Origin of the sequence: Conexibacter woesei DSM 14684 (genome assembly GCF_000025265.1) — a bacterium.
Lineage (GTDB): Bacteria > Actinomycetota > Thermoleophilia > Solirubrobacterales > Solirubrobacteraceae > Conexibacter > Conexibacter woesei.
Genome location: NC_013739.1, coordinates 5,157,302 through 5,173,922, shown reverse-complemented (window position 1 = coordinate 5,173,922; position 16,621 = coordinate 5,157,302). Strand labels below are relative to the sequence as shown.

General features: G+C 72.0%; 18 protein-coding genes and 1 pseudogene. 12 read left to right on the top strand and 7 right to left on the bottom strand.

The features are described 5' to 3' along the window. Positions 1-36: 36 nt before the first annotated feature. Entirely contained in the window at positions 37-987 is a 951-nt protein-coding gene (locus tag CWOE_RS33950) for a hypothetical protein (RefSeq protein WP_012936315.1), read from the top strand. Here the strand turns inward: CWOE_RS33950 and CWOE_RS34505 are convergent. Continuing rightward, positions 984-1,941: pseudogene (locus CWOE_RS34505) on the bottom strand (aldo/keto reductase). The gene CWOE_RS33950 and the pseudogene CWOE_RS34505 sit on opposite strands and share 4 nt — an antisense overlap. Positions 1,942-2,005: 64 nt before the next feature. Between CWOE_RS34505 and CWOE_RS24360 the strand changes: the two are divergent. After that, the gene (locus tag CWOE_RS24360) at positions 2,006-2,596 is read left to right on the top strand and encodes an NADPH-dependent FMN reductase (protein ID WP_012936314.1); all 591 of its coding nucleotides are present in this window, start codon (positions 2,006-2,008) and stop codon (positions 2,594-2,596) included. A gap of 61 nt (positions 2,597-2,657) precedes the next feature. Here the strand turns inward: CWOE_RS24360 and CWOE_RS24355 are convergent, their stop codons facing one another. After that, entirely contained in the window at positions 2,658-3,539 is an 882-nt protein-coding gene (locus CWOE_RS24355; protein ID WP_012936313.1) for a VOC family protein, read from the bottom strand. A 172-nt stretch (positions 3,540-3,711) separates the two neighbouring features. Here CWOE_RS24355 and CWOE_RS24350 point away from each other — a divergent pair, with 172 nt between their 5' ends. Together CWOE_RS24350 and CWOE_RS24345 are read left to right on the top strand one after the other, a co-directional pair. After that, complete coding sequence (locus tag CWOE_RS24350) at positions 3,712-4,554, top strand: hypothetical protein (protein WP_012936312.1); 843 nt, start codon at positions 3,712-3,714, stop codon at positions 4,552-4,554. Positions 4,555-4,564: 10 nt separating this feature from the next. Further along, positions 4,565-5,215, top strand: coding sequence for an NAD(P)H-binding protein (locus tag CWOE_RS24345; protein WP_012936311.1), 651 nt, complete (start codon positions 4,565-4,567; stop codon positions 5,213-5,215). A gap of 47 nt (positions 5,216-5,262) precedes the next feature. On the opposite strand, the gene CWOE_RS24340 is transcribed toward CWOE_RS24345, so the two are convergent. From CWOE_RS24340 to CWOE_RS33650, 3 genes are read right to left on the bottom strand one after another with little or no spacing between them, the layout of a single operon-like run. After that, positions 5,263-6,036, bottom strand: coding sequence for an ABC transporter ATP-binding protein (locus CWOE_RS24340; protein WP_012936310.1), 774 nt, complete (start codon positions 6,034-6,036; stop codon positions 5,263-5,265). Continuing rightward, the gene (locus CWOE_RS24335; RefSeq protein WP_012936309.1) at positions 6,033-7,073 is read right to left on the bottom strand and encodes a taurine ABC transporter substrate-binding protein; all 1,041 of its coding nucleotides are present in this window, start codon (positions 7,071-7,073) and stop codon (positions 6,033-6,035) included. Before CWOE_RS24335 ends, CWOE_RS24340 begins: the two co-directional genes overlap by 4 nt. A gap of 32 nt (positions 7,074-7,105) precedes the next feature. Continuing rightward, positions 7,106-7,972: an ABC transporter permease gene (locus CWOE_RS33650; protein ID WP_012936308.1), complete on the bottom strand. Its 867-nt coding sequence runs from the start codon at positions 7,970-7,972 to the stop codon at positions 7,106-7,108. 57 nt (positions 7,973-8,029) lie between these two features. On the opposite strand from CWOE_RS33650, the gene CWOE_RS33645 reads away from it, so the two are divergent. After that, complete coding sequence (locus CWOE_RS33645) at positions 8,030-8,608, top strand: hypothetical protein (RefSeq protein ID WP_012936307.1); 579 nt, start codon at positions 8,030-8,032, stop codon at positions 8,606-8,608. Positions 8,609-8,653: 45 nt separating this feature from the next. On the opposite strand, the gene CWOE_RS24320 is transcribed toward CWOE_RS33645, so the two are convergent. Then, on the bottom strand, positions 8,654-9,304 hold the full coding sequence (locus CWOE_RS24320) for a CGNR zinc finger domain-containing protein (RefSeq protein WP_012936306.1): 651 nt from the start codon (positions 9,302-9,304) through the stop codon (positions 8,654-8,656). 27 nt (positions 9,305-9,331) lie between these two features. Between CWOE_RS24320 and CWOE_RS24315 the strand changes: the two genes are divergently transcribed. The 3 genes from CWOE_RS24315 (at position 9,332) to CWOE_RS24305 (ending at position 11,606) form a co-directional block, all read left to right on the top strand. Then, the gene (locus CWOE_RS24315; RefSeq protein ID WP_049793393.1) at positions 9,332-9,733 is read left to right on the top strand and encodes a VOC family protein; all 402 of its coding nucleotides are present in this window, start codon (positions 9,332-9,334) and stop codon (positions 9,731-9,733) included. A gap of 24 nt (positions 9,734-9,757) precedes the next feature. Further along, positions 9,758-10,537 (top strand): polyphosphate kinase 2 family protein, encoded by a 780-nt coding sequence (locus tag CWOE_RS24310; protein WP_012936304.1) that lies wholly within the window; start codon positions 9,758-9,760, stop codon positions 10,535-10,537. Positions 10,538-10,655: 118 nt separating this feature from the next. Further along, positions 10,656-11,606, top strand: a complete 951-nt coding sequence (locus tag CWOE_RS24305) for a TerC/Alx family metal homeostasis membrane protein (RefSeq protein ID WP_012936303.1) — start codon at positions 10,656-10,658, stop codon at positions 11,604-11,606. Positions 11,607-11,637: 31 nt separating this feature from the next. Here the strand turns inward: CWOE_RS24305 and CWOE_RS24300 are convergent, their stop codons facing one another. Next, the gene (locus CWOE_RS24300) at positions 11,638-12,291 is read right to left on the bottom strand and encodes a TetR/AcrR family transcriptional regulator (protein WP_012936302.1); all 654 of its coding nucleotides are present in this window, start codon (positions 12,289-12,291) and stop codon (positions 11,638-11,640) included. Positions 12,292-12,351: 60 nt separating this feature from the next. Between CWOE_RS24300 and CWOE_RS24295 the strand changes: the two genes are divergently transcribed. From CWOE_RS24295 to CWOE_RS24280, 4 genes are all read left to right on the top strand, one after another. Further along, entirely contained in the window at positions 12,352-13,872 is a 1,521-nt protein-coding gene (locus CWOE_RS24295; RefSeq protein ID WP_012936301.1) for a flavin-containing monooxygenase, read from the top strand. A gap of 341 nt (positions 13,873-14,213) precedes the next feature. Then, complete coding sequence (locus CWOE_RS24290; protein WP_012936300.1) at positions 14,214-15,212, top strand: SAM-dependent methyltransferase; 999 nt, start codon at positions 14,214-14,216, stop codon at positions 15,210-15,212. Between the two features lie 3 nt (positions 15,213-15,215). Next, positions 15,216-15,608 carry a hypothetical protein gene (locus tag CWOE_RS24285; RefSeq protein WP_012936299.1) on the top strand — a complete coding sequence of 131 codons (393 nt, stop codon included), beginning with the start codon at positions 15,216-15,218 and terminating at the stop codon, positions 15,606-15,608. Between the two features lie 19 nt (positions 15,609-15,627). After that, positions 15,628-16,605, top strand: a complete 978-nt coding sequence (locus CWOE_RS24280; protein ID WP_012936298.1) for an acetaldehyde dehydrogenase (acetylating) — start codon at positions 15,628-15,630, stop codon at positions 16,603-16,605. The last annotated feature ends 16 nt before the right edge of the window (positions 16,606-16,621 follow it).

Below are 16,621 nucleotides of genomic sequence, written 5' to 3'. Positions count from 1 at the left end.
GTCCAGCTTCCGGGCGTTCGCGACGGCAACGGCCTCGTGACGATCACCTACGAGAGACTGAAGCCGTCGGTCGACGTGGCGCCGTCGCTCCAAGGGCCGGGCGTCAGCGGGATCCTCGGCAACCACCTTGTCTGCGATCCCGGCACGTGGAGCGAGCTGCCGACGTTCGCGTTCGCGTGGCTGCGCGACGGGCAGCCGATCGCGGGTCAGACGGGGACGCGGTTCGATCCCTCCGACGCCGACGCGAACCGCCAGATCGCGTGCGAGGTGACGGCGTCCAACGTCGCCGGCTCGACGATCGTCCGCACGCCCGCGGTCAGATTCGGATCGAGAGCGGTCGCGCCGCCGGCCCCGCAGGAGCAGTTCGGCTTCTCGGCTCCGCCGTCGATCGCGGGCAAGGTCGCGGTCGGCAGCACGCTGACGTGCTCCGGCGGCGTCTTCCAGGGCGCGGTCGCGCAGATCGACCGCGCCTGGCTGCGCGACGGTGCGCAGATCGCGAGCGGCGCGACGTACCGCGTCGCCGCCGCCGACGCCGGCCGCGCGCTCCAGTGCAGCGCGACCGTGGTCCGCCCGGGCGGGCTGCGCGTCGTCGCGCACAGCCCCGTCGTCGCCGGCCCGCCGCGCGTGACGCTGCTGACGCGCAGCGTGACGGTGAGCAAGGGCGTTGCGCCGCTGGACGTCTTCTGCGTCGCCGCGACCTCCTGCCGCGTCACCGCGACCGCGACGGCGGCGGCCAGCGGAAGAAGCAGCGCGAGAACCAGAAGCAGAAGCAGAAGCAGAGGGAGAGGCAGAGCGAGACGCGCCGTGCTCGCCCGCGCTTCGGCCGTGCGTGTGGACGGCGGCGCGCCCGGCACGCTGAAGCTCGCGCTCACGGCCGCGGGCAGAGCCGCGCTGAGAGCGGCCGGCAGACGCGGCCTGTCGCTCGCCGTGACGCTCGCGCCGCAGGACGGCGCGAACGTCGTGACGACCGTGAGCGTGCGCCGCTAGCGCGTCTCGGACGCGTCCGTCAGCTGCCGCAGCTGCTCGTCGCTCAGTCTCAGCTGCGCGACGGGCAGCAGGCCGGCGAGCTGCTCCGGCGTGCGCGCGCTGGCGATCGGGGCCCGCGATCCCCGGCTGCGCGAGCGCCCACGCGAGCGCGACTGCGGCGACGGTCGTCTCGTGCGCCGCGGCGACGGCGTCGAGCGCGGCGAGCACGGCCGGGCCTCTCGGCTGGTCGAGGTAGGCGCCGGCGCCGCCCGCGCGGGCGCTCTCGACGGGCGCCCCGCCCGGCCGGTACTTGCCGGCGAGGAAGCCCATTGCGAGGCTGAAGAAGGGGAAGACGTCGAGCTGCTCGCGGACCGCCAGCTGCTGCAGCGGCCCTTCGAAGGGGATGTCGCCGTCGTCGCTCTTGGCCCGTTCGAGCAGGTTGTAGTACGGCTGCAGCGCGACGAAGCGCGCGAAGCCCTCGCGGTCGCTGATCGCCAGCGCTTCGGCGAGCCGGTCGGCGCCGAAGTTCGACGCGGCGATCGCGCGCACCTTGCCCTCGCGCACGAGCGCGTCGAGCGCCGCGAGCTGCTGCTCCAGCGGCACATCGCGGTCGTCGTGGTGGAGGTAGAAGAGGTCGATCCGGTCGCTCTGCAGCCGTCTCAGCGACTCCTCGGTCCAGCGGCGGATGTTCTCCGGCGTGAGTGGCCCGAGTCTGCCGGCCTTCGTCGCGACGAGCACGTCGTCGCGGTTCCCGCGCGACCGCATCCAGTTGCCGATGATCGTCTCCGACTCGCCGCCGGCGTTGCCGTCGACCCACGACGAGTAGACGTCGGCCGTGTCGACGTGGTTGCCGCCGGCCGCCGCGTACGCGTCGAGCACCGCGAACGACTGCGGCTCGTCGGCGGTCCAGCCGAAGACGTTGCCGCCGAGCGCGAGCGGGAAGAGGTCGAGGTCCGTCCAGGGAGAGTTCGCCATCGCTCGAACCTAGCAATCGCGCTTGCGACGGCGCCTCTCGCCAATCCGTACTATCCCGATACACATGGTCAAGGATCCGATTCGACTCGTCACCGTGGTCGGCAGCGCGACGCCGCCCGGCCGCCTGCGGCGCGCGGTCGAGGAAGGGCTCGCGCGCGCGGAGGCGAGCGGCGGCGCTGCGACCCGCCTGATCGACCTCGCCGACGTCCGCATCGCGCCGGCCGACGGCCGCCCGCCCGAGCAGCTCGGCGACGACACCGCCGACGTGCTGGCCGCGATCGCCGCGGCCGACGCCGTCGTGCTTGCGACGCCGGTCTACCGCGGCTCGCTCACCGGCGTGCTGAAGAACCTGCTCGACCACGTGCCCGTCGCGGCGCTGGAGGGGACGCCGGTCGGGATCGTCGCGATGGGCGCGACGCCGCACCACTTCCTCGGCGCCGAGCGCCACCTGCGCGACGTGCTCTCCTTCTTCGGCGCGCTCGTCGCGCCGGTCGCCGTCTACCTGACCTCCTCCGACTTCGCCGACGGCGAGCCGATCGCGCAGGCGGCGGACGACCTCGACACGCTGCTCGCGAACGTCGCCGCGCTGGCACGGGCGACGGCTGGACTCCCGCTCGGCGGTCCGCGCCCGCTGCCGCGGCGCCCGAAGCCCTGAATCGCCGAGGTCGTCCTGCTTCGGTGTCGTCCTGCGACACCAACCCAGGACGACCCCGTGGCTAGGACGCGGTCGCTGTCAGCAGCAGCTCGTTGCCGAACGGGTCGGTCGCGGCGAGCGACCCGTCAGCGGCGGCGGTTGCGGGCGCGCCGGCGGCGGCGAGCCGCTTGCCGGCGGCGGCGACGTCGGCCGCGGTCGGGAGGACGATCGTAAAGCGGTCGAGCCCGCGGGTGCCGGGCGCGTTGGGAGCGCCCCCGGCGCTCGCCCACGTGTTGAGGCCGAGGTGGTGGTGGTAGCCGCCGGCCGAGACGAACAGCGCGCCGGGGTAGCCGCGCACGACGACGTCGAAGCCGAGCACGCCGTTGTAGAACGCCTCCGCCTGGTCGAGGTCGGAGACCTGCAGGTGGACGTGGCCGATGACGGCGCCGGCGGGGACGCCGGGGTCCGGGGACCCGGGGTCGAGGTCCTCCGGCAGCTCGGCGAGCACGGCGTCGAGGTCGAGCGGCAGCGTCGCCATCCTGATCTGGCCGTCGGGCTCGCGGCCCCACTCCGCGCGCGGACGGTCGCGGTAGATCTCGATCCCGTTGCCTTCGGGATCGGAGAGGTAGAGCGCCTCGCTGACGAGGTGGTCGGAGGCGCCCTCCAGCGGATGGCGGGCGAGCGCGAGACGGCGCAGCGCGAGCGCCAGCTCGGCGCGTGAGGGGAGCAGCAGCGCGAGATGGAAGAGGCCGCTGGAGCGAGCAGGGCGCGGCGCCGCGTCGGCGCGCTCGACCAGCTCGACGAGCGGCGTGCCGGCGGCGGTGCCGAGGCGCAGCTCGTCGCCGTCGGCGCGCAGCGGGCGCAGGCCGAGCACCGTCTCGTAGAAGGCGGCCGACGCGGGCAGGTCGGCGACCGTGAGGCGAATGGGGCCGAGTGAGGTGGATGTCGGGAGCGAGGGTGTCATTTGATTGCGCACGCAACGATAGCACCCCGAACCGGCTCTGACTCCCCGTGCGTGCGCCACCTCACACGTCTGATCGCGTTGTATGGGCAGACGCTCGGGTTGCGTTAATTCTCCTCTAACCCAGTGCGGGCACGTTCGATTCAATGGCTTTCCCGTCGAGCCCGGTGGCGCCGTGAGCGCCGAGTTCATCGCCGCCTACGCGGGCAGCTCCGTCGCGCAGGCGGCGCTCGTCGCGAGCGCGACCGTCACCGCGGCGCCGGTCTGGGCCAGAGCGTTGCGCAACCGCCTGTTCGCGCTCGTCCCGCTGCTGTCGCTCGTCGGCGTCGTGCTGCTGCTGCGGCTCTACCCGGACGGCGCGCCGGCGTTCGCGAAGGTCGCACTCGTCTGCGTCCCGCTGCTCGCGCTCGTCGCGGCCGCGCGCGTCGGGCTGGCCGCGCTGCTGATGACGGTTGTCGCGATCGGCGCCGTCCTGCACGACGGCCAGTCGCTCGTCGGCCAGATCGCGGCGCTGTTCCTGATCGGCGGCAGCTGCGTCCTGCTCGGCGCGCTGCTCGTCGACCTGACGCCGCCGCAGTGGCTGGGGGCGGGCGTCGTCGCGATGGCCGTCGCCGACCTCGTGCTGGTCGCCAGCGGCCTGCTCGGGCCCGCCAGCGACGTGCTCAACGCGGCCGGCGTCGACGAGCACCTGCCGCAGCTCCAGCGGGTGCAGATCGGGCCGCTGGAGATGGGCTACGGAGACATCTTCCTGCCCGCGCTCGTGGGTGCCCTGCTGGCGTCGCGAGCGCGTCCGCGCGGCTGGGCGGCCGGCCTGACGCTCGGCTTCGCGCTCGCCGCCGGGCTCGTCTTCCTCGCCTTCGACCGGCTGCCGGCGACCGTCCCCGTCGCGCTCGCGCTGCTCGTCGTCGAGGGCGCCGGAGCGGGGCGGGCGGCATGGAACCGCCGCGGCACGCCGTCGCACGATCCGTCCGAATCGCTCGAACCGCTCTCCGCGCCGGCTCCTGCGCCGGCGCGCTAGCCTGCTCCGCATGGCACTCGACGTCGCGATCGCAGGTGGCCACGGGCAGATCGCCCTGCGCCTCGGCGGGCTGCTGGCGGCGCGCGGCGACCGCGTGCGCGGGCTGATCCGCAACCCCGACCACGCGGATGACCTGCGGGCGGCCGGCGTCGAGCCGGTCGTGCTCGACCTCGAGGCGTCCGACGCGTCCGCGCTGGCCGCGGCGGTCGCGGGCGCCGACGCCGTCGTCTTCGCCGCGGGCGCCGGTCCCGGCAGCGGCGAGGCACGCAAGTCGACGATGGACCGCGACGGCGCCGTCAAGCTGGTCGAGGCGGCGAAGGCGAACGCGATCGAGCGGTACGTGATCGTCAGCTCACGCGGCGCCGACAGCTCCGCGCAGGGCGACGGCTTCGCCGCCTACCTGCGCGCGAAGGGCGAGGCCGACGACGCCGTCAGAGCGAGCGGCCTGGCATGGACGATCGTCCGCCCCGGCGCGCTCACCAACGCACCCGCCGGTGGCCGCGTCCGCACCGACACCGGCGACGGCGAGATCCCGCGCGACGACGTCGCCGCGACGCTCGTCGCCGTGCTCGACACGCCCGCCACCGCCGGCGCGACCTTCCTGCTCGTCGCCGGCGAGACGCCGATCGCTGACGCGGTCGCACGGCTCGCTGCGTCGTAGGCGCTTCCGGCGTCCGGGAGCGTGCGATGCGGTCTGACGCCGCGCGCTCAGCCCCTCCCGATCTGCGCCGCGACGTGCTCGCGGAAGGCGACGAACTCCGGTGCGGCGCGCAGCGCCGCGCCGCGCTCGCCGGTCGCGAACGGGACCGGCTCGTCGAACACGATCCTCCCCGGCCGCGGGCTCATCACGAGCACGCGGGTGCCGAGGTAGACGGCCTCCTCGACGCTGTGCGTGATGAACAGCGCGGTCTTGCCGGAGCCGAGCCAGATCCGGTGCAGCTCGTCCTGGAGGCGGTCGCGCGTGAGCGCGTCGAGCGCGCCGAACGGCTCGTCCAGCAGCATGATCGCTGGGTCGTTCGCGAGCACGCGCGCGATCTGGCAGCGCTGCTGCATCCCGCCGGACAGCTCGTACGGCGCCGCGTCGGCGAACTCGGACAGGCCGACGAGGCCGAGGTAGCGGTCGGCCAGCCGGCGCCGCTCGGCACGCCCGGCGCGTCGCAGCCGCGGCCCCAGTTCGACGTTGGCGCGGACCGACATCCACGGGTAGAGGTTCGCCTGCTGGAAGACGACGCCGCGCTCGGGCGACGGCGCGCTCACGCGCTCCTCGCCGACCGCGACGACGCCCTCGGTCGGTGTGAGGAAGCCGGCGACGAGCTGCAGCAGCGTCGTCTTGCCGCAGCCGGACGGCCCGACGATCGCGACGAACTCGCCGGGCTCGATCGCCAGCGACAGCGGCGCCAGCGCCTGCACGTCGGCGCCGCGCCCGCGGTAGCGGTGCGCGACGCCGTCGAGGACGACGCGGTGGTCGCCCGTCGCGATCACTTGCCCGCGGCCTCCGCGAACTGCGTTGTGACGCCGTCCGTGTAGGTCGCCTCGTCCTGCACCTCGGGGATCTGTCCGAGTCTCTGGTTGAACTCGGCCGTCGCGAGGAGGTTTCTCGCGACGCCGCCGCCGAGGTACTCCGCGCCGACCTGCTCGCTCGCGTCGAGGAAGATCAGGTCTCTGACCTGCGCCGCGGCCTCCGCCGGCTCGATGTTCAGCTCGGCCGCGATCGCTCTCGCGGCGGCGCCGGGGTCCGAGCGGATCAGTCTCACCGCTCTGTCCTGCTGCGCGACCCATCTCGTGACCGCGTCGGGATGCTCGGCGGCGAAGTCGTTCGTGACGACCGCGAGGTCGTACGTCGTCTTGCCTCTGCTCGACAGCTCCTCGCTCGTGACGAGGACTCTGCCGCCGTCTCCGACGATCTTCGCGAGATTCGGGTTCCACACGTACGCGCCGTCGATGTCGCCGCGCGACCACGCCGCGTAGATGTCGTCGGGCTCGGCGTCGATCACCTCGACGTCTCTCTCCGACAGCCCGGCCTCGTCGAGCGCGGCGAGCAGCGAGTAGTGCGAGGTCGAGGCGAGCGGCGTCGCGATCTTCTTGCCTCTGAGGTCGGCGATCGACTCGATCTCGTCCTTGACGACGAGCGCCTCGGCTCTGCCGATCACGTCGTGGATCCACGGCACCTGGTACTCGATCGGCGTCGACAGCCCGCGCGCGACGGGGCTCGACCCGGCGAGGCCGATGTCGACGCTGTTCGCGACGACGGCCTCGTTGACCGAGCCGCCGGAGTCGAACAGCTTCCACTCGATCTCGGTGTCGGGGAACGCCGCTTCCAGCCATCTCTGGTTCTTGACGACGAGGTCGCCGTTGGGGATCGCCTGGTAGGCGATCGTGATCTTGTCGGGCGATCCGTCCGCTCTCTCGGCGCTCGCCTTGTTGTCGTCGGAGCCGCACGCGGCGACGCCGAGCGCGAGCAGCGCGGCGAGCAGCAGTGCGGCGAGCGCCCTCAGCGGGCCGCTTCGGGTAGTGGACATGCGACGTTCCTCCTGGTCTGAGGGTTGGTGGTTCAGGCCTTGCCTCGCCAGGGCACCACGCGCTTCTCGAGCTGCTTGACCAGCTGGTCGAGCACGATCGCGGTGAGGCCGATGGCGATGATGCAGAGCACGGCGACGTCGGTCTGCTGGAACTTCTTCGTCGCCCAGGCGAGGCCGCCGATGCCGGGGATCCCGTCGACCGTCTCGGCCGCGACGATCGTCGTCCAGGCGAAGCCGAGCGCGAGGCGCGTGCCGGTGAACAGCTCCGGCAGCACCGACGGCAGCGTCACGAAGCGGACCACCTGCCAGCGGCCGGCGCCAAGCGCACGCGCGGCGTCGATCCGCTCGCGTCTGATCCCCTGCACCCCGGAGAGGACCGACAGCGCGATCGGCGGGAAGGCGGCGAGGAACAACAGCCACACCTTCGACGTGTCCTCGATCCCGAACCAGATGATCAGGAGCGAGAAGTACGCGAGCGGCGGCAGCGCGCGGACGAAGTTGACGTACGGCTCGACGACGACGCGGAACGGCTTGACGGTCGCGAGCAGCAGGCCGAGCACGACGCCGAAGACGAGCGCGAAGCCGACGCCGCGCAGGATCCGCGACAGGCTCGCCCACAGGTGCTCGTGCAGGTAGTAGCCGGACAGGCCCTTCTGCCCGTCGTGGACCCTCTCGCTCTCGACCAGCCGCTCCCACACGCTGGACGGGCGTGGGACGAACAGCTCCGACCACAGCTCCAGCTCGACGACGAGCTGCCACAGCGCGAGCAGGACGGCGAGCGACAGCAGCGGGATCGCCGCGCGCCCGGCTGCGCGGCGCAGCAGCGGTCCGATCCGGCGCGGGGCGGCACGACGCCGCGCGACGGGAGCTTCAGGCGTCTTTTCGACAATCTCGATCAACTTAGATGGGATTAATAGCGCAAGACGCGCCAAGGGGTGTGCGATAGTCGGCCGGGCATGGGACCGCGCGACGCCCTCCCGGCAGGCATGGTGTTCGTCGCCGTCGGCCTGCTCGTCGTGGCGGTCGGCTGCTTCCTGCCGCTCGCGTACGTCGACAGCCCGCTGATCCAGTTGGAGCGCAACTCGCTGCTCGCCGACGGCGACGGCTGGCTGTACGCGCTCGGCGTCGTCGCGACCGCGATCCTCGGCTGGAGCTGGGCGCGCGGTTCTGTCTCGTGGGTCGCGCTGTTCGTCTTCGGCGCGCTCGGCGTGGTCGTCGCGTTCGCCGAGGGGCGCTACGTCTCGACGGGCGAGATCTGGACCGACGGCAGCGGCATCCCGCTGGAGACGCGGCCGGGCGCCGGCGTCTGGGCGGTCGGGATCGGCTCGCTGCTGGTCGCCGCCGGCGCGGCGCTGCTGCGCGGCGTCAGACCGCCGCGGGCGAGAGCCGCGCCTTCTGGGCAGTCGCCACCCGCGCCGGGTCCGCCGCCGGCCCCGCCCGGCCCGCCGCCGCCGGCCCCGCCTCGCCCCGCGTGGCCCGACCCGGAGCCGCCCCCGCCGCCGCTCTGGCGCCGGCCCGAGAACGACCCCGAGTAGTCGTCCTGGATTGGTGTCCTCCTGCGACACCAATCCAGGACGACCTCAGCCTTTTCGGGCCCGGTACGCCTTCGCGCGATTGCGGTCGCCGCAGCGCTCGGTGCTGCACCATCTGCGCCGACCGGGGCGCGAGGCGTCGTAGAAGAGCAGCCCGCAGTCGTCGCTGGCGCAGATCCGCAGCCGTCTCCACTGCGCGCGGTCGGCGATCAGGTCGAGCGCGTCGCGCGCGACGTCTGACAGCGCGGCGCGGGCGGTCGGTCGCCACCACGAGCGGGCGCCCGTGCGCGGGTCAACGCGCGGGACGAGCGGCGCGACCGTCGCGGCCGCGTCGATCGCCTCGACGTCCGCGGTCGCGGGCAGTCTGCCGACGAGCAGCGCCTCGACTGCCGCGCGGACCGCCTCGCGCAGCGCTCTCGCGGCCGCGAGGTCGTCGGCGTCGGCCGGCGGGCGCCCCGTCCCGGCGTCCGCGGCCGGGACCGCGAGCGGGCCGGCGGCGAGCCAGCGGTCGAAGTCGGCTGGCTCGTGCAGCACCTCCCACGCGTCGAGCCAGCCCTCGCCGCCGGTCATCACGAGGTCGACGCACGCGCGCCCGAGGAAGCGGAAGCGGGTCGGGCGGGGGAGCGCGGCGCGCTGCTCGGGGGTGAGCGCGCGGACGTAGCGCGCCGGTGCGGAGGCGGACAGCGGCGATTGCGTCATGGGTATAACCCATGATAGCGTCGAACCATGACCACACCAGAGACTCCGGCGTGGGACTGGTCTCGCGCCATCTTCGACCACGTCCACCTGCGCGTCGCCGACCTCGCCGCCAGCCGCGCCTTCTACGCCGAGGTGCTGGAGCCGCTCGGGATCCCGCTGCTGCTCGACGCGCCGCACCTGCTCGGGTTCGCCAACCTCGCGATCAGCGCCGACGGCCCCGTCAGCAGCAACGTCCACGTCGCCTTCACCGCCGCTGACAGAGCTGCCGTCGACGCCTTCCACGCGGCCGGCCTCGCGGCCGGCCACCGCGACAACGGCGCCCCGGGCGTGCGCGACTACGGCCCGCCGGGCATGACCTGGTACGCGGCGTACCTGCTCGATCCCGACGGCAACAACATCGAGGCCGTGCACCGCTCGTTCGGCGCGTAGCGCGACGCGGGTAGGGTCCGGCGTATGGGGATCCTCGACGACGTCGACCTGACGCTGAAGCTGGACAAGCAGGAGGGCGAGCGGCGGCTCGCCGCGGAGCAGTACCGGCTGCTGGCGCTGCGCCTCCAGCTCGGCGGCCTGATCGGCGACGGCGGCCGGCTCGGGCCGCCGCTGTGCGTGCTGTTCGAGGGCTGGGACGCCTCCGGCAAGGGCGGCGCGATCAGACGGCTCGTCGCGCCGCTGGACCCGCGGCACGTCCGCGTCGTGCAGTTCGCGGCGCCGACGCCGGACGAGAAGCGCCACCACTTCCTCCAGCGCTTCTGGCCGTCGCTGCCCGGCTGGGGCGGGATGGCCGTGCTCGACCGCTCGTGGTACGGCCGCGTGCTGGTCGAGCGCGTCGAGGGCTTCGCGAGCGACGCCGAGTGGCAGCGTGCCTATGACGAGATCTCGTCGTTCGAGCGCTCGCTCCACGAGGAAGGTGTGGTGATCCTGAAGTTCTGGCTCCACATCTCTGACGGCGAGCAGCGCAAGCGCTTCGAGAAGCGCAGATCCGACCCGCTCAAGCAGTGGAAGCTCACCGACGAGGACTGGCGCAACCGTGAGAAGCGCGCCGACTACGAGCAGGCGCTGGAGGAGATGTTCGCGCGCACCGACCGCCCGTTCGCCCCGTGGACGCTGATCTCGGCTGAGTCGAAGCCGTACGCGCGGGTGCAGGTGTTGGAGACCGTCAACGCCGCGATCGAGACGGGAATGCGCGCCTCCGGCATCGAGCCGATATCTTTCCCTGCACGAGAAGGGAAGTAGCCCTGCGACACGGCGCGTTCGTCAACACGGTTCCCACGGGAGCCCGGCGCGTCGGCTGGATGTCCTCAGCGGGTCAAACCTTCGAGACCACCGACCGTTCTCGAAGGAGCCGCATTTAATGATCGTCGCCTGGGCCGGCTTGGCCGTGTTCATCGTCGCTGCACTCGTGTTCGACATGAGAAGCCACGGCGGAAAGCCGATGAGACCGAAGCAGGCGCTGATCTGGTCGATCGTCTGGACGCTCATAGGCATCGCCTTCTCCGTCGTCGTCCTGCTGATAGACGACGGCAGAGCTGCCGGCGAGTATCTCGCCGGCTTCATGATCGAGAAGTCGCTGTCGCTCGACAACCTGTTCGTCTTCGCGATCCTCTTCTCGTTCTTCCAGGTCCCGGACAACCAGCGCATGAAGGTGCTGATCTTCGGCATCGCCGGCGCGATCGTCCTGCGCACGATCTTCATCCTGATCGGCGCCGCCGCGCTCGACGCGTTCCACGCGACGACATACGTGCTCGGCGCGCTGCTGCTGTTCACCGCGATCAGAATCGCGAGATCCGGCGGCGAGGAGATGGACCCGGAGAGAACGCTGATCATGCGCTGGATGCGCAAGCTGCTGCCGGTCTCCAGAGAGTACGACGGCGACAAGCTGTTCACGGTCGAGAACGGCAAGAGACTCGCGACCCCGCTGCTCGCCGCGCTTGCGCTCGTCGCAGCCTTCGACGTGATGTTCGCGATCGACTCGATCCCGGCGATCTTCGCGATCACGCGCGACACGTTCGTCGTCTTCTCCGCGAACGCGTTCTCGCTGCTCGGGATGGTGTCGCTCTACTTCCTGCTCGACGGCCTGCTCGACCGCTTCCGCTTCCTCCACTACGGCCTCGCGATCATCCTCGGGTTCGTCGCGGCGAAGCTGCTGCTGGTCGACACCTCGTTCCACCCGTCGATCGCCGTCTCGATGAGCGTGATCGTCGTCGCGCTCGCGGGCGCGGCGCTGGCGTCGGTGATCGTCGAGAAGAGAGAGGCGCGGCTCGCCGCCGAGCGGGCCGAGGACAAGACGCCGCCGCGCGTGTAGCGGCGGCGTGCGGCGGGCGCCGCGCGTGTAGCTACGCGGTGTAGCGTCCGCCCACGAAGGCGCCGTGGATCTGCTCGATCTGCGGCGCCAGCTCCATGATCCCCTCGACGCCGCGCGTGCGGACGTGCTCGGCCGTAAGCTCCCAGATGGCGCCCGCGGCGGCCTGGGGGACGAACGGCGGCAGCGGGCCGAGCGACGGGTCGTCGGCGCGCGCGGCGCGGTAGCCGTCGGCGATCACGTCCGCGAAGCGGCGGTTCATCTCCGCCCGTCGCGCCAAGGCGTCCTCGCCGGCGCTCAGCACCTCGATCAGGAAGCTGCGGGCGAAGTCGGGCTCGGCGGACAGCACCTCGAGAAAGGCGAGCGCACCGTCGCGCAGCTGCTCCTGCCACGTCCCGGCCTGCTCGACCGCCTCGACGACCTGCGCCAGCAGGATCTCGAAGCCGACCTCCCACGCGGCCAGGAAGCACGCGTCCTTGTCGGCGAAGTGCTCGTAGAACGTCTTGCGCGAGACGCCCGCGCGCGCGATCACGTGCGCGACGGTCGTCGCGGCGTAGCCCTGCTCGGCGACGCACGCCGCCATCGCCTCCAGCAGCCGCCCGCGCTGGGACGCGAGCACGACGTCGCGCGCCGCGGCGTGGCGGCCGCGTGGGAGCGAGCGGGGGACGGATGTCGGATCGCTTGCCATCGAGAAACAAGATGGTACAGTAGGAAACACGCTGTTTCTACGACGAGAGCGAGACCACGGATGAGCGAGCTGACGGACCTCCCCGCGCACGTCGACGTCGCGATCGTCGGCACCGGCTTCGCCGGGCTCGGGATGGCGATCAAGCTCAAGCAGGCGGGTCGCGACGACTTCGTCGTGCTGGAGCGCGCCGGCGACGTCGGCGGCACCTGGCGCGACAACACATATCCGGGCTGCCAGTGCGACGTGCCGTCCAACGTCTACTCGTTCTCGTTCGCGCCGAACCCGCAGTGGACGCGCACGTTCGCGCCGCAGCCGGAGATCTGGGACTACCTCCGCCACGTCACCGACCGTTACGGGCTGCGCTCGCACCTCCGCTTCGACGCCGAGCTGACCGGCGCCGCGTGGGACGACGAACGCCGGCTGTGGCGGATCGAGACCGTCCGCGGCTCGCTCACCGCGCGCGTCCTCGTCGGCGCGATGGGCGGCCTCAGCGAGCCGGCGATCCCGCGCATTCCCGGCCTCGACTCGTTCGAGGGCAGAACGTTTCACTCCGCCACCTGGGACCACGACCACGACCTGACCGGGCGCAGGGTCGCGGTGATCGGCACCGGCGCCTCGGCGATCCAGTTCGTCCCGGCGATCCAGTCGCAGGTCGGACAGCTGACCGTCTTCCAGCGCACGCCGCCGTGGATCATGCCGCGCAAGGACCGCCCGGTCCGCCCGCGCGAGCGCGCGCTGTTCCGGCTGCTGCCGGCGGCGCAGCAGCTCGTGCGCAAGACCGTCTTCTGGGGCCGTGAGCTGACCGTGCTGCCGTTCATGCACCCCAAGCGGCTCAGCCGCATCCCCGAGCGGATGGCGCGCGCCCACCTCGCCCGCTCGGTCGGCGACCCGGAGCTGCGCGCCAAGCTGACGCCCGACTACGCCGTCGGCTGCAAGCGGATCCTGCTGTCGAACGAGTGGTATCCGGCGCTGTCGCAGCCGAATGTCGAGGTCGTCACCGACGCGATCGCCGAGATCCGCCCGAACGGGGTCGTCACGGCCGACGGTCGCGAGCACGCCGTCGACACGATCGTCTTCGGCACCGGCTTCCGCGTCACCGACATGCCGTTCGTCGAGCGGTTGCGCGGCAGCGGCGGGCGGCTGCTCGGCGACGTCTGGCGCGAGGGCGGCATGCAGGCGCTGCGTGGCACGACGGTCGCGGGCTTCCCCAACCTCTTCCTGCTCGTCGGCCCCAACACCGGCCTCGGCCACAACTCGATCGTCTTCATGATCGAGTCGCAGCTCGCCTACGCGATCGAGGCGCTGCGCGCGACCGAGCAGCGCGGCGCTGCGGTCTTCGAGGCGGACCCCTCCGCGCAGGCGAGGTTCAACGTGGGCGTTCAGGAGCGCATGCGCGGGACCGTCTGGACGGCCGGCGGTTGCGCCAGCTGGTACCTCGACGCGCATGGTCGCAACACGACGCTCTGGCCTGGCGCGTCGTGGCGCTTCCGGATGGCGACGCGGCGCTTCGACGCGGCCGAGTACGCCTTCGCCACGGCGGCGCCGCCCGCGCCGGCACACGTGCCGGCCGCCGTCGCCTGAAACGTCCGTGTTCCCGGATTTGTTGAGTTCACGTTAAGAGCGAGCCCAGCAGGGGCGAACCTCGTCCCTGCTGGCGGCGTTCTTCGGGAAGCCACCGGCCTTCCGGGCGACATGGCCGCTTGACGCGAGCGGAGCGCCCGGCATATAACAACCTCTGACGCCGCAAACAGCGACGTCGGGGGAAAGACCGAGGAGCAGTTCGTGGACGGGTCAACCGAGTCCTCACGCACAAGGGGCCGGTCGCTTCGGGCTGCATTGACCTGGAAGTCGAGGGGTGAAGCTGATGCGAGCGCAGACCTGGGCGCGATCTCACGCTGCCCGGAGGGCGAGGTGACGAGGCGATGACCGCGACGACGACGCGACCTGTCTTCGAGCTGTTCGAGGGGTTTGCGCTCACGAGCGTGCTCGCCTCGCTCGAGCGAGCCGGGCTGCTGGCACGGCTGGAGGGCGGCGGCGTGCCGGCCGATCCGGGCGAGGGCAGAGACGGCTTGCCGCTCGCGACGCTCCGCTATCTTGCTCAACGTGAGATCGTCGAGGAGGTCGACGGCGCCTTCACGCTGTCCGAGCGTGGTCGCGAGATCTGCCGTGACAAGGGCTACCTCGTGTGGCTCCAGGGCGGCTATGGCCATGTCCTGGCCGCGTTGGGAGACTTCTCTACCGGCGCGCAGCGCTACGGGAGCGACGTGATCCGCGACGGTCGCTGGGTCGCCGACGGCTCCGCGCTGATCGGGCGCGACGACGTCGCCCCGCACGCCACCGCCGTGCTGGAGACGATCGACTTCTCCCACGTCGTCGACCTCGGCTGCGGCAACGCCCGCTTCCTGATCGCCGCCGCCAACCGCTTCGGCGTCAGCGGCGTCGGCGTCGACCTCGCGCCGGAGGCGTGCGAGGACGCCGGGCACGCGATCGCGGCGGCCGACCTGAGCGACCGCGTCACGGTGCGCTGCGGCGACGCCGGCGATCTCGACGCGATCCCCGAGCTGGCCGACGCCGACCTCGCGGTCGCGTTCTTCCTGCTGCACGAGATCTTCGAGCACGGCCGCGACGCGCTGATGGCCTACCTGCGGAAGCTCGGCGGCATCATGCCGCAGGGCACCCACATGCTCGTCGCCGAGGTGCAGCCGGCCAGCGGCGCGCCCGACGAGCGCTGGCGCCCCGAGTTCACGCTGCTGCACGCGATCATGCGTCAGCAGCTGCTGACGACGGACGGCTGGCACGACGCCTTCGTCGAGGCCGGCTGGTCGCGCCACGAGGTCCGCGAGCTGGGACTCCCCGGCGCGGTGCTGCTGCTCTACCGGAACGAGAACGACGCGCCGCCGTCTGGCGCAGGGGGTGGATGACCGATGCAGGTCGCGCAACGGTCAGGAGTTCTGATCACACAAGGCCTGCCGGTCTTCGAGGAGGTCGCCGGGCACCACGAGCCGGCGCCGTTCTTCGTGACGCCGGAGACGGTGCCGGGCGCGCCGTTCAGCATCGCGGTCGTGGATGCCGCGAGACTGCTCGGCGCTCCGCACGCGGACCTGCACGTCCACGACGACCACGACGAGATCTACCTCGTCGCGACGCCGGGGCTGCGGTTCGCGGTCGAGACCGAGGACGACATGATCGAGCTGGAATCGCCGGCGTCGATCTCGATCCCGGCGGGCGTCAAGCACCGCTTGATCTGCCATGAGGTGCAGACCGACACGTGCCCCTTCCTCGGGATCCTGCTCGAGAAGGGGACGCTTCCCGTCTAGGGAGCGAGGGGGACAGGGGATGGAAGCTTCGGCGATCACGAGAACGGGAGCGGACGCGAGAGCGCCGTCCCGCACGCGCCTGCGGCTGGCGTCGCCGGACGGCGGCGGCACGCTGCGCGTCGGCATCATCGGCACGGGAAACATCGGCACCGACCTGCTGCTGAAGGTGCAGCGCTCGGAGCTGCTCGACTGCGAGCTGTTCGCCGGGCGCAACAGCCAGTCGGCGGGGATACGCAAGGCACAGGAGCTGGGCGTCGAGACCTCCGATCGCAGCATCGACGCGTTCACCGAGGAACCGGAGCGCTTCGACCTGATCTTCGACGCGACGTCGGCGATCGACGCCAAGCGCCACTACGCGCTGCTGGAGCCGCTCGGGATACCGGTGATCGACCTGACGCCGGCGAAGCTCGGCAAGCTCTGCGTCCCGGCGCTGAACCTCGCCGACTGCGTCGGCGAGCCGAACCTCTGCATGGTCACGTGCGGCGGGCAGGCGGCTGTCCCGCTGGCGAGCTGCATCGTCAGCACCCAGCCGCAGGTCGAGTACGTCGAGATCGTCTCGACGAGCGCGTCGAGATCGGTCGGGCCGGCGACGCGCGTGAACATAGACGAGTACCTGGCGACGACAGAGGCGGCGGTGCACCACTTCTGCGGTGTCCCGCGCGCGAAGTCGATCCTGCTCGTCAACCCGTCGTCGCCGCCGATCATGATGCAGAACACCGTCTTCGCGAAGGCCGACGAGGTCGACCTGCCGGCGCTGACGGAGGCGGTCGAGGAGATGGTCGCGCGGATACAGCGGTACGTGCCCGGCTACCGCCTCGTGGTCTCGCCGCTGCACGAGAACGGGCGGATCGCGATGACCGTCCAGGTCGCGGGCGCGGGCGACTACCTGCCGGAATATGCAGGAAACCTGGACATCATCACCTGCGCCGCAGTCGCAGCGGCGGAGGAGAACGCGCGGGCTCTCACCGAGAGCTCCGCGACGGCCACACGGAACTGACGTCCTGAGGGGGACG

Coding starts and splice junctions, on each gene's coding strand:
- CWOE_RS24315 (WP_049793393.1), top strand. CDS start 9,332: ATGACCACACCAGAGACTCCGGCGTGGGACTGGTCTCGCGCCATCTTC.
- CWOE_RS24310 (WP_012936304.1), top strand. CDS start 9,758: ATGGGGATCCTCGACGACGTCGACCTGACGCTGAAGCTGGACAAGCAG.
- CWOE_RS24345 (WP_012936311.1), top strand. CDS start 4,565: ATGGCACTCGACGTCGCGATCGCAGGTGGCCACGGGCAGATCGCCCTG.
- CWOE_RS24280 (WP_012936298.1), top strand. CDS start 15,628: ATGGAAGCTTCGGCGATCACGAGAACGGGAGCGGACGCGAGAGCGCCG.
- CWOE_RS24335 (WP_012936309.1), bottom strand. CDS start 7,073: ATGTCCACTACCCGAAGCGGCCCGCTGAGGGCGCTCGCCGCACTGCTG.
- CWOE_RS24360 (WP_012936314.1), top strand. CDS start 2,006: ATGGTCAAGGATCCGATTCGACTCGTCACCGTGGTCGGCAGCGCGACG.
- CWOE_RS24305 (WP_012936303.1), top strand. CDS start 10,656: ATGATCGTCGCCTGGGCCGGCTTGGCCGTGTTCATCGTCGCTGCACTC.
- CWOE_RS33645 (WP_012936307.1), top strand. CDS start 8,030: ATGGGACCGCGCGACGCCCTCCCGGCAGGCATGGTGTTCGTCGCCGTC.
- CWOE_RS24290 (WP_012936300.1), top strand. CDS start 14,214: ATGACCGCGACGACGACGCGACCTGTCTTCGAGCTGTTCGAGGGGTTT.
- CWOE_RS24295 (WP_012936301.1), top strand. CDS start 12,352: ATGAGCGAGCTGACGGACCTCCCCGCGCACGTCGACGTCGCGATCGTC.
- CWOE_RS24285 (WP_012936299.1), top strand. CDS start 15,216: ATGCAGGTCGCGCAACGGTCAGGAGTTCTGATCACACAAGGCCTGCCG.
- CWOE_RS24355 (WP_012936313.1), bottom strand. CDS start 3,539: ATGACACCCTCGCTCCCGACATCCACCTCACTCGGCCCCATTCGCCTC.
- CWOE_RS24320 (WP_012936306.1), bottom strand. CDS start 9,304: ATGACGCAATCGCCGCTGTCCGCCTCCGCACCGGCGCGCTACGTCCGC.
- CWOE_RS24300 (WP_012936302.1), bottom strand. CDS start 12,291: ATGGCAAGCGATCCGACATCCGTCCCCCGCTCGCTCCCACGCGGCCGC.